The sequence below is a fragment of the Streptomyces sp. CS113 genome (assembly GCF_002188365.1).
GTDB classification, from domain to species: domain Bacteria; phylum Actinomycetota; class Actinomycetes; order Streptomycetales; family Streptomycetaceae; genus Streptomyces; species Streptomyces tendae.
On sequence record NZ_KZ195574.1, the window covers coordinates 1236450 to 1252417 of the forward strand.

Consider the following 15968-nt stretch of genomic DNA (forward strand, 5'->3'; position numbering starts at 1 on the left):
GCCCGTGCCTGGGGCACCCGGGCGGCATGTCGGCAGAGGTTATCGGATGCCGGGAACGCCGTGTTCACCGCCCGTTTCACGGTCGGTCGACGCCGCTTGCTCCCGCCTTTGCCGCGATCATCATCGTGGATGCGGGGCCCGCCCCACAAACCGCGCCCCCAGACCGGGCATCGCGGACATCGCACAGGGTCGGCGGTCGTGCGCGCAGGGTCAGAGCGGCCTTCGGCACCCCGGTGCGCCATCTGGCGGAGGCTGCGCTTCCGAATGCCCTCCACAGCCCTGACCTGCGGAACGTTTTCGCAGGTCAGGGCACATGACAACGGTGTTCAGTGCCGCGTTGCCCGATACCCCCTACCCGTAGTTGACTGTCCTGCGGGCACCGGGTCACCGGGCGCCGGGACGCACAGGGAGGCGGCTTTCTCATGGGGGCTGGGCACGATCACGGTCACGCGCACGGGGGGCACGCCGGCGGGACGGCTACGGCCGCCTACCGGGGCAGGCTGCGGGTGGCGCTGGCGATCACCCTCACCGTCATGGTCGTCGAGATCGTCGGCGGGCTGGTCGCCGACTCGCTCGCGCTGATCGCCGACGCCGCGCACATGGCGACCGACGCCCTGGGGCTCGGCATGGCCCTGCTGGCCGTCCACTTCGCGAGCCGCCCGCCGAGCGACCGCCGCACCTTCGGTTACGCCCGCGCCGAGATCCTCGCCGCCCTGGCCAACTGTCTGCTGCTGCTCGGGGTCGGCGGTTACGTCCTGTACGAGGCGATCGACCGGTTCGTCACGCCGGCCGACACGGCGGGCGGCCCGACCGTGGTCTTCGGCGCGATCGGCCTGGTGGCGAACATGGTGTCGCTGTCGCTGCTGATGCGCGGGCAGAAGGAGAGCCTCAACGTGCGCGGCGCCTTCCTGGAGGTGGCCGCGGACGCGCTGGGCTCCCTGGCGGTGATCGTCTCGGCGCTGGTGATCCTGGGCACGGGCTGGCAGCCGGCCGACCCGATCGCGTCGCTGCTCATCGGTCTGATGATCGTGCCGCGCACCTGGCGCCTGCTGCGCGAGACCCTGGACGTGCTCCTCGAGGCGGCGCCCAAGGGCGTGGACATCGCCGAGGTGCGCACCCACATACTCGCCCTCGACGGGGTCGAGGACGTGCACGACCTGCATGCCTGGACCATCACCTCGGGCATGCCGGTGCTGTCGGCGCACGTGGTGGTGGACGGCGAGGCGCTGAGCGCGATCGGCCACGAGAAGATGCTCCACGAATTGCAGGGCTGCCTGGGAGACCACTTCGACGTGGAGCACTGCACCTTCCAGCTGGAGCCCAGCGGTCACGCGGAGCACGAGACCCGGCTGTGCCACTGAACCGGGGCGGCTCGGCGGACGAGGGGGCGCGTGCGCACCGGCACGCGCCGCCGATCGCTCCACCGGCAGGGTTCCCCGGGCGCGGCCCCGGGAACGATCACTGATCGGACCCCTGCTCGGTGTCCGACCGGCCGCCCCGGTGCCGGCGCGGGCACGCGGGACATGCGGGTGGGCCGGGAAGTGCCGAGAGTGCCGGATTCGTACGGCACACTTGGGGCGCGAGGACCGATGTGAAGGATGGGTATGCCGATCACTCCTGCCACCGCGACGCCCAGCTCGTCGAACGGCACCGCAGACGCCATTTTGCTGGAACTGGTCGACGAGAACGGCGTGACGATCGGCACCGCGGAGAAGCTCTCCGCGCACCAGCCGCCGGGGCGACTGCACCGTGCCTTCTCCGTGTTCCTCTTCGACGAGCGGGGACGGCTGCTGATCCAGCAGCGCGCCCTGGGCAAGTACCACTCCCCCGGCGTCTGGTCGAACACCTGCTGCGGTCACCCCTACCCCGGTGAGGCGCCGTTCGCCGCGGCGGCCCGGCGGACGTACGAGGAGCTGGGGGTGTCGCCGTCCCTGCTCGCCGAGGCGGGCACGGTGCGCTACAACCACCCGGACCCGGCCTCCGGGCTGGTCGAGCAGGAGTACAACCATCTCTTCGTCGGCCTGGTCCAGGCCGAGCCGCGCCCGGACCCGGAGGAGGTGGCGGGTACGGCCTTCGTGTCCCCGGCGGAGCTGACCGGGCGGCATGCGAAGGACACCTTCTCGGCGTGGTTCATGACGGTGCTGGACGCGGCCCGCCCGGCCGTCCGGGAGCTGACGGGCCCGTCCGCGGGCTGGTGACTCCTAACGCGCGGCGTGCTTGAGCGGCAGGGCGGCCCAGATCACCTTGCCGCCGCTCGCGGTGTGGGCCACGTCGCAGGCACCGCCCGCCTCCCGGGTGATCTCACGGACCAGGAGCAGGCCGCGGCCGCCGGTGCGGCCGTGGTCGGCCTCCAGGGCGGTCGGGCGGTAGGGGTGGTCGTCCTCCACGGCCACCCGCACCCACTCGGGTCCGACGGCGACCTCCACGGCGAGCACCGGCGAGAGCACGGCCGCGTGCCGGACCGCGTTCGTGACCAGCTCCGAGACGATCAGCAGCAGGGCCTGGGTCACGTCGTCGGAGACCGGCACGCCCTGGCGGGTCAGCAGGTCGCGCACGGCGTGCCGGGCCTGCGGCACCGAGGCGTCCACGGCGGGGGCGGTGAACCGCCAGACACCTTCGTACGGCAGCGGCCCGGTGGGCCCGGTCTCGTCCATCGTCCGGTCGCCACCCCTGGGCTCGATTGTCACCACACCCCTGAGTGTTGGTAACGCGTCGCGCCGCACCGGAGGACTGAACACAAGTCAGCATGTATCGAGCGATTTCTGATCGTTGACGCATGACACGGGACCGTTCCTGTTCCGCCTGCCCGAGCGTTCGCGGTGCGGGGGCCGGTGGATAGCATCCGGTCCATGGAGCCGCAGCTGCTGCGCCGGGTCGCCGACTCGGTCGCCACCGTCGTCGTCCACCACCCGGCCAAGCGCAACGCCATGACGGTCGCGATGTGGCGGGCGCTGCCCCGCGTCCTCGACGACCTGGCCGCCGATGCCGGGGTGCGGGCGCTGGTGCTCACCGGCGAGGGCGGGACTTTCTGCGCCGGGGCGGACATCTCGACCCTGCGCGAGTCGGCGGAGGAGGCGCAGGAGCTGGCGGTGCGGGCCGAGGAGGCCCTCGCCGCGTTCCCCAAGCCGACGCTGGCGGCGATCCGGGGGCACTGCGTGGGCGGCGGGGCGCAGTTGGCGGCCGCCTGCGACCTGCGGTTCGCCGAGGAGACGGCGCTGTTCGGCGTGACCCCGGCCAAGCTGGGGGTCGTGTACACAGCGTCCGCCACCCGTCGGCTGGTGGCGTTGACCGGGCCCGCCACCGCGAAGTACCTGCTGTTCAGCGGTGAGTTGATCGACGCGGCACGGGCGCTGCGCACCGGTCTGGTGGACGAGGTGCTGCCGGTGGGCGAGCTGGACGCGCGGGTGTCGGAGTTCACCCGGCTGCTGGCGTCCCGCTCCCTGCTGACGCAGGCCGCAGCGAAGGAGTTCGCGAACGGGCGTACGGACCGCGACGCCCACTGGACGGCGCAGGCGCGGCGCAGCGGCGACACCGCGGAGGGGGTCGCCGCCTTCCTGGAGCGCAGGCAGCCGCGGTTCGGCTGGAACGGGTCTACGCCGGGGTGAACCGGCTTTGGCCGCGGAACTCCTCGACGAGGTGCGCGGGCGCCTTGGCCGGGGACCCGGCGTCGTAGGGCGGCTGCGGGTCGTACTCGGTCAGCAGCTGCACGGCCTGGGCGTGCTCGTCGCCGGCGATCCGGCCGAGCAGGGTCAGCCCCATGTCGATGCCGGAGGAGACCCCGGCCGCGGTGACGTACTTGCCGTCGGTGACGACCCGTTCCCCGGTGGGCTCGACGCCGAACCGCTTCAGGAAGTCCAGCGCCAGCCAGTGCGAGGTGGCGCGGCGCCCTTCCAGCAGTCCGGCGGCGGCGAGCAGCAGGGAGCCCGTGCACACGGACGTGGTCCAGGTGCTGGTGGCGTCGGCGGTGCGCAGCCAGTCCAGCAGGGTCTCGTTCTCCATCTGCGGCGTCTGGCCGGGGCCGCCGGGGACGACGACGATGTCGGGGCCGGGTACGTCGGCCAGCGTCCGGTCGGCGGTGAGGGCGAGGTCTCCGGTGTCGGTGCGCACGGGGCCGGTGCGTTCGGCCACGAAGACGGTCTCCGCGTCCGGGAGACGGCCGAGGGTCTCGTACGGGCCCAGGGCGTCGAGAGCGGTGAAGCGGTCGAACAGGACGATGGCGATCTGCACGTGTTTCCTCCCGGGATCGGTCGGTGACGGTGGTGCGGGTCCGGGCTTCAGCGCACCGGCGCGGGCCTGAAGCGGCGGCGGTACTCCGCCGGCGAGCTGCCGAGGGCCTTGACGAAGGCGCGGCGCATGGCCTCGGGGGTGCCGTAGCCGCTGGCGCGGGAGACCTCCTCGACGCCGTCGCCGGTGTCCTCCAGGAGCCGGCGGGCGTGTTCCAGGCGGACCCGGTCGACGTACCGTCCGGGCGTGGTGCCGGTCTCGGCCTGGAACGCGCGGGCGAAGTGGCGCGGCGAGAGGCTGGCCCGGGCGGCGAGGGACTCGACGCTCAGGTCGGCGCCGGGATGCTCGGTGATCCAGTGCTGGAGCCGGCGCAGCGGCTCCCTGCGCGCGGTCTGTGCGGCGAGCTGGGCGCTGAACTGGGCCTGGTTGCCGGGTCTGCGCAGGAAGACCACCAGGTGCCGGGCGACGGTCAGGGCGACGTCGCGGCCCAGGTCCTCCTCCACCAGGGCGAGGGCGAGGTCGATGCCGGAGGTGACGCCGGCGGACGTGGCCACGTGCCCGTCCCGGACGTAGATGGGGTCGGGGTCGACGTCCACGGCCGGGTGGTCGCGGGCGAGCCGGTCGCTGTAGGCCCAGTGGGTGGTGACGCGGCGGCCGTCCAGCAGTCCCGCCCGGGCCAGCAGGATCGCGCCGGTGCAGACGGAGACGAGGCGCCGGACGCCGGGGCCGCGCTCGCTCAGCCAGGCGATCAGTCGCGGGTCGGGATTCCGCGAGCCCTGGCCGCCGGGGACCACCAGGGTGTCCGGCTCCGGCAGGTCGCCGGTGAGCGCCTGGTCCGGTACGACGGTCAGCCCGCTGGACGTGCGCACGGGAGCCCCGTCCAGCGACGCCGTGCGGATGCGGTACGTGCCCGGCGTGTGCGTCTCGGCGCCCGCGAAGACCTCCACGGGGCCGGTGACGTCGAGGCTCTGGACGTCGTCGAAGAGGAGGACCAGTACGGTTCGGCCGGTTCGCTGCGCCATGCCGTCGATTGTTCGCCCCGCCGCCGTACGGCCGCAATGACGAGAATCCCTCCTTTCCTGCCATGCGCACCGCGGGCCTCGAGTACGTACTGAGCGGTTGGTAACGTGCGTGGCATGACAACTTCCGCCATCGACCCGCGCGCGGGCCGCCGCTGCCACAACGCGCTCAACTCGCTGCACTCCACGCACTACTTCTCGCCCGACCTGGGCCGGGAACTGGGCGCCCTCGGGGTCACCGAGGCCCCGGCCGTGAACTTCGCGGCGCGCGCCGCCGCGCTGGGTCCGGTCGGCGCCGGTGCCGTGACGGCGGCGTTCTACAACTACAACCACGACCTCGTCGCCCGGCACGTGCCGGCCGTGTGGGAGAAGGTCACGCCGGAGCAGGCGCTGGCGGCACGTGTGCGCGCCGTGGACGCGACGCTGCGCCGTCTGCTGGGCGAGGAGGCCGTGACCTCGGCCGGGATGGCGGAGGCCGCCGAGCTGGCCCTGCGCGCCGCCGAGGGCTGCACGCGCAGTGGCCGCCCGCTCTACTCGGCCCACGCGGACCTGCCGGTGCCCGACGCGCCGCACCTGGCGCTCTGGCACGCCGCGACACTGCTGCGCGAGCACCGCGGCGACGGCCACCTCGCCACGCTGCTGACCGCGGGTCTGGACGGCCTGGAGGCGCTGGTGACGCACACGGCGACCGGCAAGGGCATGGCACCGAAGTGGATCTTCAGCACCCGGGGCTGGACCCGGGAGGAGTGGGACGCGGCCGTCGGCCGGCTGCGCGAGCGGGGACTGATCGACGCGGCCGGCGGGCTGACCGAGCAGGGCACGGCCCTGCGCGAGGACGTCGAACGCGAGACGGACCGCCTGGACGCGGCCCCCTACGCGCACCTGGGAGCGGAGGGCGTGGCGCGCCTGACGGAACTGGGGGCGGCCTTCGCGCGCACGGCGCTCGGTGCGGGCGCCTTCCCGGCGGACCTGCTCGCCGGGCGCTGACCCGCCGGCGACACGCCCGGGCACGCACAAGACGTACGAACAGGCATGCGAGGCCGTTGCGGAGGTACCCGTAAGTCTCCCGGCCGCAGTGGTCGGGAGACGAAAGGGGTAACTCGTGTTCCGTGCCATCGCAGACGTACTGCGCCAGATCGGTGGCGCAGTCGCCACCGTGGTGACGCTTCCGTTCCGGGCCCTGGCCCGGCTCTTCGGCGGGGCCTCGTCCTCCACCAGGGGCCGCCGGGTCTGATTGCGGCCGCCTCCCCCGCCGGTTCCGACCGGCCGGGACGGTGCCCTGCTCCCCGATTGTCGGTCCCGCCTGCCACAATTGCCGCGCAACCTCAGTGAGAAGGCGGTACGGGATCGTGACGACACCCGACGTAGGGTCCATCGAAAGCAGGATCGCCGAAGAGCTCGGCGTGCGCGAGCGGCAGGTGAAGGCCGCGGTCGAGCTGCTCGACGGCGGTTCGACGGTGCCCTTCATCGCCCGCTACCGCAAGGAAGCGACCGAGATGCTCGACGACGCGCAGTTGCGCACGCTCGAGGAACGGCTGCGCTATCTGCGGGAGCTGGAGGAGCGGCGCACGGCGATCCTGGACTCGGTGCGCGAGCAGGGCAAGCTCACGGAGGAGCTGGAGGCGCGCATCCGCGGGGCGGAGACCAAGGCGCGCCTGGAGGACATCTACCTGCCGTTCAAGCCGAAGCGGCGGACGAAGGCGCAGATCGCGCGCGAGGCGGGCCTCGAGCCGCTGGCCGAGGGCCTGCTCGCCGATGCGTCGGTGGACCCGACGGCCGCCGCGGCCGCGTTCGTCGACGCCGACAAGGGCGTGGCCGATCCGCAGGCCGCCCTGGACGGCGCGCGCTCGATCCTCACGGAGAAGTTCTCCGAGGACGCCGACCTGATCGGCGAGCTGCGCGAGCGGATGTGGACGCGCGGGCGGCTCGCCGCCAAGGTCAAGGACGGCAAGGAGGAGGCCGGCGCGAAGTTCGCCGACTACTTCGACTTCGCCGAGCCGTTCACCGAGCTGCCCTCGCACCGCGTCCTCGCGATGCTGCGCGGCGAGAAGGAGGACGTGCTCGACCTCGTGCTGGAGCCCGAGGAGCCCACCGAGGGCCCGTCGTCGTACGAGGCGATCGTCGCGAGCCGGTTCGGGATCGCCGACCGCGGCCGGCCGGGGGACAAGTGGCTGGGCGACACCGTCCGCTGGGCCTGGCGCACCCGCATCCTGGTGCACCTCGGCATCGACCTGCGGCTGCGGCTGCGCACGGCCGCCGAGGACGAGGCGGTGAACGTGTTCGCCGCGAACCTCCGCGACCTGCTGCTGGCCGCACCGGCGGGCACCCGGGCGACACTCGGCCTCGACCCCGGTTTCCGTACCGGGGTGAAGGTCGCCGTGGTCGACGCGACCGGCAAGGTCGTGGCCACGGACGTGATCCACCCGCACGTCCCCGCCAACCGGTGGGACGAGGCGATCGCCAAGCTGGCGCGGCTGGCTAAGGAGCACACGGTCGACCTGATCGCCATCGGCAACGGCACGGCCTCCCGCGAAACCGACAAGCTCGCCGGTGAACTCATCGCCAAGCACCCCGAGTTGCAGCTGACCAAGGTGATGGTGTCCGAGGCGGGCGCCTCCGTGTACTCGGCCTCGGCCTTCGGCTCCCAGGAACTGCCGGACATGGACGTCTCGCTGCGCGGCGCCGTGTCGATCGCGCGGCGGTTGCAGGATCCGCTGGCCGAGCTGGTGAAGATCGACCCGAAGTCGATCGGCGTCGGGCAGTACCAGCACGACCTGTCCGAGGTGAAGCTGTCGCGCTCGCTGGACGCGGTGGTCGAGGACTGTGTGAACGGCGTGGGGGTGGACGTCAACACGGCTTCCGCGCCGCTGCTCGCCCGGGTCTCCGGCATCACGTCGGGGCTCGCCGAGAACATCGTGGCGCACCGCGACGCGAACGGGCCGTTCACGTCGCGGACCGCGCTGAAGAAGGTGTCGCGGCTCGGTCCCAAGGCGTACGAGCAGTGCGCGGGCTTCCTGCGGATCCGGGGCGGCGACGACCCGCTGGACGCGTCCAGCGTGCACCCCGAGGCGTACCCCGTGGTGCGGCGGATGGTGAAGACCGCCGGGCAGGAGGTGGCCGGACTGATCGGCAACACGTCGGTGCTGCGGTCGCTGAGGCCGGACCAGTTCGTGGACGAGACGTTCGGTCTGCCCACGGTCACGGACATCCTGCGGGAGCTGGAGAAGCCGGGGCGCGACCCGCGGCCCGCCTTCAAGACGGCCACCTTCAAGGAGGGCGTGGAGAAGATCTCCGACCTGGCGTCCGGGATGGTGCTGGAGGGGGTCGTCACCAACGTCGCCGCGTTCGGGGCGTTCGTGGACGTCGGTGTGCACCAGGACGGGCTGGTGCACGTGTCGGCCATGTCGAAGACGTTCGTGAAGGATCCGCGGGACGTGGTGAAGCCCGGGGACATCGTGAAGGTGAAGGTCATGGACGTCGACATTCCGCGGAAGCGGATCTCGTTGACGCTGCGGCTGGACGACGAGGCTGCTCCGCAGGGGGAGCCGAAGAAGGAGCGGGGCGGGAAGCCGCCCCGGCAGCGGCAGCAGCGGCAGGGTGGCTCCGGGGGCGGTAAGGGGCGGCCTTCGTCGGCGCCTGCGCCGTCCAGCGGGGCGATGGCGGATGCGTTGCGGCGGGCCGGGTTGGCGTAGGCCTCCGGCGGTGGGGCGGGGGCGGGTGCCCGGCCCGGCGGTACGGGGTGCCGCTGCGCCCACCCGTGCCGCCCTGCGGCACGATTGCCCGCAGCTGGGCGGCTGGCGACTGCCCGCAGTTAGGCGGTCGCCTCCACCACCTTGCCGTCCGTTACCTCCAGGCGGCGGGTTACCCGTACCGCGTTGAGCATGCGGCGGTCGTGGGTGATCAGGAGGAGGGTGCCCTCGTAGGCGTCCAGGGCCGATTCGAGCTGCTCGATGGCCGGGAGGTCGAGGTGGTTGGTCGGCTCGTCCAGGACCAGGAGGTTGACGCCCTTGCCCTGGAGGAGGGCGAGGGCGGCTCGGGTGCGCTCGCCGGGTGAGAGGGTCGCCGCCGGGCGGACGACGTGGTCGGCCTTGAGGGCGAACTTGGCCAGGAGGGTGCGGATCTCCGCCGGGTCCATGTCCGGGACCGCCGCGCGGAAGGCGTCGAGCAGGACCTCGGGGCCGTGGAACAGCTTGCGGGCCTGGTCGACCTCGCCGAGCAGGACACCGGAGCCCAGTGCCGCGTGCCCGGCATCGAGGGGGACACGGCCGAGGAGGGCGCCGAGCAGCGTGGACTTGCCCGCGCCGTTGGCTCCGGTCACCGCCACCCGGTCCGCCCAGTCGATCTGGAGGGAGACCGGGCCGAGGACGAAGTCGCCGCGCCGGACCTCGGCGTCGCGCAGGGTGGCCACGACCGCGCCGGAGCGGGGCGCCGAGGCGATCTCCATGCGCAGGTCCCATTCCTTGCGCGGCTCCTCGACGACCTCGAGGCGTTCGATCATGCGCTGGGTCTGGCGGGCCTTGGCGGCCTGCTTCTCGCTGGCCTCGCTGCGGAACTTGCGGCCGATCTTGTCGTTGTCGTTGCCCGCCTTGCGCCGGGCGTTCTTGACGCCCTTGTCCATCCAGGCGCGCTGCGTCTGGGCCCGGTCCTGGAGGGAGGCCCGCTTGTCGGCGTACTCCTCGTAGTCGTCGCGGGCGTGCCGGCGGGCCACCTCGCGTTCTTCCAGGTACGCCTCGTAGCCGCCGCCGTAGAGGTTGATCTGCCGCTGCGCGAGGTCGAGTTCGAGGACCTTGGTGACGGTGCGGGTGAGGAACTCGCGGTCGTGGCTGACGACGACGGTGCCGGCGCGCAGGCCGGTGACGAAGCGTTCGAGGCGCTCCAGGCCGTCCAGGTCGAGGTCGTTGGTCGGCTCGTCGAGGAGGAAGACGTCGTAGCGGGAGAGGAGGAGGGAGGCAAGTCCGGCCCGCGCCGCCTGGCCTCCGGACAGCGAGGTCATCGGCTGGTCCAGGTCGACGGTCAGGCCCAGCGCTTCGGCGGTCTCCTCCGCCCGGTCGTCGAGGTCGGCGCCGCCCAGGGCCAGCCAGCGCTCCAGAGCGGTCGCGTAGGCGTCGTCGGCGCCGGGTGCGCCGTCGACCAGGGCCTGGGTGGCCTCGTCCATGGCGTGCTGGGCGTCGGTGACGCCGGTGCGGCGGGCCAGGAACTCCCGCACGCTCTCGCCGGGGCGGCGCTCCGGCTCCTGCGGGAGGTGGCCGACGGTGGCGGTGGGCGGGGACAGGCGCAGCTCGCCCTCCTCCGGCACGGTCAGCCCGGCGAGCATCCGCAGGAGGGTGGACTTGCCCGCGCCGTTGGCCCCGACGAGACCGATGACGTCGCCGGGTGCGACGACGAGGTCGAGCCCGGTGAACAGGGAGCGGTCGCCGTGGCCGGCGGCGAGGTTCTTGGCGACGAGGGTGGCAGTCATCAGACCGTCGATTTTAGCCCCGCTCCCGCGCCCGATCAGCCGGGTTCCCCCGGCCCCGGTCCGCCCCTCGCCACCGCCGTCACCAGCACGCTTCCCGGCGTGCGCGCCACCACGTACGCCTCCCCCTTCACCGCGCCCGCGTCCAGGGCGACACGGTGGCCGCCCGGTTCCAGCAGGCCGTCGAAGATCTCGTGGACGTGGGTGCGGTGGAGGCGGTCGAGCCGGTACGCGGTGAGGCGTACCCGGCAGGGCGAGGTGACCTCGACGTCCGCGGCGGCGGTGGTCGCCGTCAGGCGGGTCAGGCGGTGGCGTTCGGCCGGGCCGCGGTCCAGGGCGTGTTCGATCTGGGCGACGAGTACGGGGACGACCGGGGCCAGGCCGTCGACGTGGGCGACGTCCACGCCGGCGTCGGCGAAGGCCCGGCGTACGGACGCGCGCCGGGTCTCGGTGACCGTGCGGCCGAAGGCGACGGCGCCGTAGGTCCGCAGTTCGTCGGCCGGCACGTCGCGGGCGTCCTGGGTGATGTCGGCGCCGATGCCGATGGTGCGCAGCGCGGCGGCGAGCCGGGCGAGCAGGGCGACGCGGGCGCCGATGAGCAGGACCCGGCGGCGGGGGCGCGGGGCGCCGTCGAGCAGGGGGGCGAGGGCCGCGCGGTATACGGCGCCGGGGAAGCGGTAGGGGCCGATGCCGTGGTAGCCGTTCAGCTCCAGGTCGGCGTGTTCCGAGGTCTGCCAGGCGAAGTCCCGCCAGACGAAGTCGTCGCCGTCCCGCAGGATCACGGCGGTCACCGCGCCGCAGGCCAGGTCCGCGCACTCGGGGCAGCCGTAGATGACGTACCGGCCGCCGGGCAGCGGCGCGTCGGTCTCCAGGAGCAGGCCGCGGACCTGTGCGGTGAAGATGGCGGGCGGTACGTCGGAGGCGAGCGGGGAGACCGCGTCCAGGTCGCAGAGGCGGAACAGGAGGGGGCGTCCGTCGACGACGAAGTCCATGAAGTCGCGGTGGACCTGGAAGTCGCCGTCGGTGTGGACGTGGCCGGCGCGCGTCGCCGGGGCCAGTCCGAAGGTCGCGTACTCGGCAGCCATGCGGTGAGTATTCCCGGGGCGGAACCGCTTGGAGCACGGTGCGGGTCGTTCGGTTAACGTCCTGGTGTGGAAACCGAACTGGATGGCGAGCGGGATGGCGAAGTCGTCGTGGTCGGCGGCGGGGTGATCGGGCTGACGACGGCGGTCGTCCTCGCCGAGCGGGGCAGGCGGGTACGGGTGTGGACGCGGGAGCCCGCGGAGCGGACCACCTCGGTGGTCGCGGGCGGGCTGTGGTGGCCGTACCGGATCGAGCCGGTCGCGCTGGCGCAGGCCTGGGCGCTGCGTTCCCTGGACGTCTACGAGGAGTTGGCCGCCCGGCCCGAGCAGACCGGCGTACGCATGCTCGAAGGGGTGCTCGGCGAGACCGGCCTGGACGAGGTGGACGGGTGGGCGGCGGCCCGGCTGCCGGGGCTGCGTGCGGCGAGCGCCGCCGAGTACGACGGGACGGGGTTGTGGGCGCGGCTGCCGCTCATCGACATGTCGACTCATCTGCCGTGGCTGCGGGAGCGGCTGGTGGCCGCGGGCGGCACGGTGGAGGACCGTGCGGTGACCGACCTGGCCGAGGCGGACGCACCGGTCGTGGTGAACTGCACCGGCCTGGGCGCCCGGGACCTGGTGCCGGACGCGGCGGTGCGGCCGGTGCGCGGGCAACTGGTCGTCGTGGAGAACCCCGGCATCGACAACTGGATGGTCTCGGCCGACGCGGACTCCGGGGAGACGACGTACTTCCTTCCGCAGCCGGGGCGGCTCCTGCTGGGCGGGACGGCCGAGGAGGACGCCTGGTCGACCGAGCCGGACCCGGCGGTCGCGGCGGCCATCGTGCGGCGGTGCGCGGCCCTGCGTCCCGAGATCGCCGGGGCGCGGGTGCTCGCGCACCTGGTGGGGCTGCGGCCGGCCCGGGACGCGGTGCGGCTGGAGCGCGGGACGCTGCCGGACGGGCGGCTGCTGGTGCACAACTACGGCCACGGCGGCGCGGGCGTCACCGTGGCCTGGGGGTGCGCGCAGGAGGCGGCCCGGCTCGCCTCCTGACGCGCGTGGTCCGGTCGGCCGGCCCCTCGGGGGTCAGACCTCGTGGTGCTTGCCGATCGGGTCGCCCTCCACGTCCGTGCCGGGGCCGGGGCCGATCCGGATCTCGAATTCGCCCTCGTACTGCTTGTGACCCTCGATGACGGCCAGTTCGACGGCTTCGTTGGCCATCTCGCCGCGCACCATGAGCGGGTCGCGGCGCAGATCGCGCATGAGCGCGACGCACATGAAGATCATCACGATGACGAACGGCGCCGCCGCGAGGATCGTGAGGTTTTGCAGACCGGTGAGCGCGTCCGCCTCGCCACTGCCGATCAGCAGCATGATGGCCGCGACGGCGCCGGTCACCACGCCCCAGACGACGACCACCCAGCGGCTGGGTTCGAGCGCGCCCTTCTGCGAGAGCGTGCCCATCACGATGGAGGCCGCGTCGGCGCCCGAGACGAAGAAGATGCCGACGAGGATCATCACCAGCAGGCTGCTGGCGGTGGCGATGGGGTACTCCTGGAGCACGCCGAAGAGCTGCCCCTCCGGGGTCGAGTCGTCACCCAGCCGGTTCTGCTCCTGCAACCGCATGGCCGAGCCGCCGAAGATCGCGAACCAGATCAGGCTGACCGTGCTGGGCACCAGGATGACGCCGCCGATGAACTGGCGGATCGTCCGGCCCCGGCTGATGCGGGCGATGAACATGCCGACGAAGGGCGTCCAGGAGATCCACCACGCCCAGTAGAAGACGGTCCAGCTGCCCAGCCAGTCCGCGACCTCCTTGCCGCCGCTGATCTCGGTGCGGCCGGCCATCTGGGGCAGCTCGCCGAGGTAGGCGAAGATTGAGGTCGGCAGCAGGTCGAGGATGAGGATCGTCGGGCCCGCGACGAACACGAAGACGGCGAGCAGCAGGGCCAGCACCATGTTGGTGTTGGACAGCCACTGGATGCCCTTCTCCACGCCGGAGATCGCGGAGGCCACGAACGCCACCGTCAGCACCGCGATGATGCCGACGAGGAGTCCGGTGCTGACCTTGTCCATCCAGTCGAGCTTCTCCATGCCGGAGCCGATCTGGAGGGCGCCGAGGCCGAGTGAGGCGGCGGAGCCGAAGATCGTCGCGATGATGGCCAGGATGTCGATGACCCGGCCGCCGGCGCCGTTGGCGTGCTTCTCGCCGATGAGCGGGGTGAACACGGCGCTTATGGTCTGCCTGCGGCGCCTGCGGAAGGTGCTGTAGGCGATGCCGAGTCCGACCACGGCGTAGATCGCCCACGGGTGGAGCGTCCAGTGGAACAGGGTGGTGGCCATGGCCGTGGCCATGCGGTCGCCGGAGTCGGCCGGGCTGGTGCCGGGCGGGGGCGTGGTGTAGTGCGCGAGCGGCTCGCTCACGCCGTAGAACATCAGGCCGATGCCCATGCCGGCGCTGAACATCATGGCGACCCAGGACACCGTCTTGAACTCGGGTTCCTCGCCCTCGGCCCCCAGGTGGATACGGCCGTAGCGGCTGGCCGCGAGCCAGAGGGCGAAGACCACGAAACCGGAGGCGGCCAGCGTGAACGCCCAGCCGCCGTTGTGCAGCAGGCCACCGAGCATGCTGCTGGAGACGTCCTCCAGCGAGTCGGTGGCGGCGGCGCCCCAGATGACGAACGCCAGGGTCAGGACGGCCGTGACGCCGAAGACGACGCGGTCGGTCCGGGGCCGGTGCTCCTGCCCCGGCAGGCCCGCTTCCGAACCCGGAAGCGTGCCTCTTTCGTGCTCTTCCTTGTCGCTTGGTCGGTCCTGCGTCACAGGCGGCACCTTTCCAGTCGATCAGGCCGAAAATACTCCACCGCTACGCCCTTACCACGTAAGACGCGGAACTCACCTCCTCAGCAGCGGGTGTCCGGTCGGCCCGCGGTCACGTGGTACGTCGCGCGCTCGTCCAGGAGCAGTGGCACCAGGGCACGCTGTGACTGGCGCAGCGGTACGTAGGCGCCCTTCTCCCCGGTCGGGCGCACTCGTACACCGTGCAGAGCGAGTTCGTCCCCGACGTCCCGGTACTGGGCGGCAGTCAGCCGGTAGCCGCAGGGCGGGTCCCGGAGGACCTCGGAGTCCTCGGCCGGGTCGTTGTCCGCGCCGCCCAGGTACACGGGTCCGGAATCGGCCAGTCCCGCGCGGCGCGCGGCGCCCGTGGCCGCCTCGACGCTTCCGCGCCGCCGGTCCGCGAAGCGGAACATGCCGTCCAGGGCGGCGAGCTGGGAGTCCACCCGGCGCCGGTGGTTGAGGGCCGGGTCGTCGCGCTCGGCGTCGGTGAGGGCGTCGACGCGGCTCTCGATGAGCAGGCCGACCGCGTGCTTCACGCCGGACATGTTGCGCAGGATGCGTTCCTGGCCGTCGCCGGCGGTCTGCTTGACCGGGTCGCCGGTTACGGGGTCGGTCCAGATGCCGTACGTGCCGGTCGAGTACCCGGCGTGCTCGGCGGCGGGGCGGACGTACGCGCCGGACAGGGTGCGGGCCTCGTCGTGGACCGGTGCGGCGGTGTTGAGGTTGCGGGGCCAGAGGTCGAAGAGGTCCTTGTCGTAGTACGGGGGTGTGGCGCCGTACTCGTGCAGGTCGTAGATGACGTCGGGGCGCTCGTCGCGGACGACGGCGGCCAGGGCGCGGGCCTCCGCCGTCGCCAGGGCCAGGTGGTCGCGGTTGACGTCGACGCCGTCGCCGTTGCCGCGGGTGTCGGCGGCCCGGCCGTCGGGGTTGGCGGTGGGCAGCACGAGCACGGTGGTGCGGTCGAGGAAGCGCCGGGTCGCGCGGTCGGTGGCGTACGCGAGGTCCCGCACGGTGGTCAGGCAGGCCTCGCGGCCGGAGGGTTCGTCGCCGTGCTGGCTGCACACGAGGAGGACCTTGCTGGCGGCGGAGGGTCTGCCGATGGTCACGAGCTGAAGGGGGCGGTTCTGCTTCGTGGTGCCGATGCGGTCGAGGGCGACGCGGTCGCTCGCCCGGTCGGCGGCGGCCAGCAGGTCCTGTTCCTCCGGCTGGGTGGTCCAGCGGGCGCCGTTCGTCCGCTCGAAGCCGGTGCGGGGCGGGTGGTGCGCGGTGCCGTCGGCGTGGGCGGGTGCGGTGAGGAGGGACGGGACCAGCAGGGACGCGGCGAGGGCCGCGGTGGTCGCGGTCAGGGTGCGCAGGCGGTTCATCGGCCTC

At 72.8% G+C, this 15968-nt stretch carries 14 protein-coding genes; 7 read left to right on the forward strand and 7 right to left on the reverse strand.

All coding sequences use genetic code 11. The features are described from left to right. Positions 1–422 precede the first annotated feature (422 nt). Both B9W62_RS05355 and idi read left to right on the forward strand, forming a co-directional pair. Positions 423–1361 carry a cation diffusion facilitator family transporter gene (locus B9W62_RS05355; protein WP_087805673.1) on the forward strand — a complete coding sequence of 313 codons (939 nt, stop codon included), beginning with the start codon at positions 423–425 and terminating at the stop codon, positions 1359–1361. A gap of 243 nt (positions 1362–1604) precedes the next feature. Continuing rightward, a complete protein-coding gene (gene idi, locus B9W62_RS05360) occupies positions 1605–2198 on the forward strand; it encodes an isopentenyl-diphosphate Delta-isomerase (protein ID WP_087805675.1) in 594 nt (197 codons plus the stop codon). Between the two features lie 3 nt (positions 2199–2201). Here idi and B9W62_RS05365 read toward each other — a convergent pair whose 3' ends face one another. Beyond that, entirely contained in the window at positions 2202–2654 is a 453-nt protein-coding gene (locus B9W62_RS05365; protein WP_164457943.1) for an ATP-binding protein, read from the reverse strand. Positions 2655–2849: 195 nt separating this feature from the next. On the opposite strand from B9W62_RS05365, the gene B9W62_RS05370 reads away from it, so the two are divergent. Next, positions 2850–3605, forward strand: a complete 756-nt coding sequence (locus B9W62_RS05370; RefSeq protein ID WP_179235361.1) for an enoyl-CoA hydratase/isomerase family protein — start codon at positions 2850–2852, stop codon at positions 3603–3605. Here B9W62_RS05370 and B9W62_RS05375 read toward each other — a convergent pair. Together B9W62_RS05375 and B9W62_RS05380 are read right to left on the reverse strand one after the other, a co-directional pair. Further along, complete coding sequence (locus B9W62_RS05375) at positions 3592–4227, reverse strand: DJ-1/PfpI family protein (protein ID WP_087805679.1); 636 nt, start codon at positions 4225–4227, stop codon at positions 3592–3594. The genes B9W62_RS05370 and B9W62_RS05375 overlap by 14 nt on opposite strands. Before the next feature lie 47 nt (positions 4228–4274). Next, positions 4275–5246, reverse strand: coding sequence for a GlxA family transcriptional regulator (locus tag B9W62_RS05380; RefSeq protein ID WP_087805681.1), 972 nt, complete (start codon positions 5244–5246; stop codon positions 4275–4277). A gap of 114 nt (positions 5247–5360) precedes the next feature. Between B9W62_RS05380 and B9W62_RS05385 the strand changes: the two genes are divergently transcribed. The 3 genes from B9W62_RS05385 to B9W62_RS05390 all read left to right on the forward strand — a co-directional run bounded on the left by B9W62_RS05385 (position 5361) and on the right by B9W62_RS05390 (position 8935). Further along, positions 5361–6230: an SCO6745 family protein gene (locus B9W62_RS05385; protein WP_179235362.1), complete on the forward strand. Its 870-nt coding sequence runs from the start codon at positions 5361–5363 to the stop codon at positions 6228–6230. A gap of 115 nt (positions 6231–6345) precedes the next feature. Then, positions 6346–6477, forward strand: coding sequence for an LPFR motif small protein (locus B9W62_RS40580; RefSeq protein WP_256976191.1), 132 nt, complete (start codon positions 6346–6348; stop codon positions 6475–6477). 115 nt (positions 6478–6592) lie between these two features. Further along, entirely contained in the window at positions 6593–8935 is a 2343-nt protein-coding gene (locus tag B9W62_RS05390; protein WP_087805685.1) for a Tex family protein, read from the forward strand. Positions 8936–9054: 119 nt separating this feature from the next. On the opposite strand, the gene B9W62_RS05395 is transcribed toward B9W62_RS05390, so the two are convergent. Then, positions 9055–10701 carry an ABC-F family ATP-binding cassette domain-containing protein gene (locus B9W62_RS05395; protein ID WP_087805687.1) on the reverse strand — a complete coding sequence of 549 codons (1647 nt, stop codon included), beginning with the start codon at positions 10699–10701 and terminating at the stop codon, positions 9055–9057. Between the two features lie 35 nt (positions 10702–10736). Further along, on the reverse strand, positions 10737–11783 hold the full coding sequence (locus B9W62_RS05400; RefSeq protein WP_087805689.1) for an oxidoreductase: 1047 nt from the start codon (positions 11781–11783) through the stop codon (positions 10737–10739). A 66-nt stretch (positions 11784–11849) separates the two neighbouring features. Between B9W62_RS05400 and B9W62_RS05405 the strand changes: the two genes are divergently transcribed. Next, a complete protein-coding gene (locus B9W62_RS05405) occupies positions 11850–12812 on the forward strand; it encodes an FAD-dependent oxidoreductase (protein ID WP_087805691.1) in 963 nt (320 codons plus the stop codon). Positions 12813–12845: 33 nt separating this feature from the next. On the opposite strand, the gene B9W62_RS05410 is transcribed toward B9W62_RS05405, so the two are convergent. Further along, positions 12846–14582: a BCCT family transporter gene (locus B9W62_RS05410; RefSeq protein WP_087805693.1), complete on the reverse strand. Its 1737-nt coding sequence runs from the start codon at positions 14580–14582 to the stop codon at positions 12846–12848. Positions 14583–14662: 80 nt separating this feature from the next. Beyond that, complete coding sequence (locus tag B9W62_RS05415; protein WP_087805695.1) at positions 14663–15961, reverse strand: M14 family zinc carboxypeptidase; 1299 nt, start codon at positions 15959–15961, stop codon at positions 14663–14665. Positions 15962–15968: the final 7 nt, after the last annotated feature.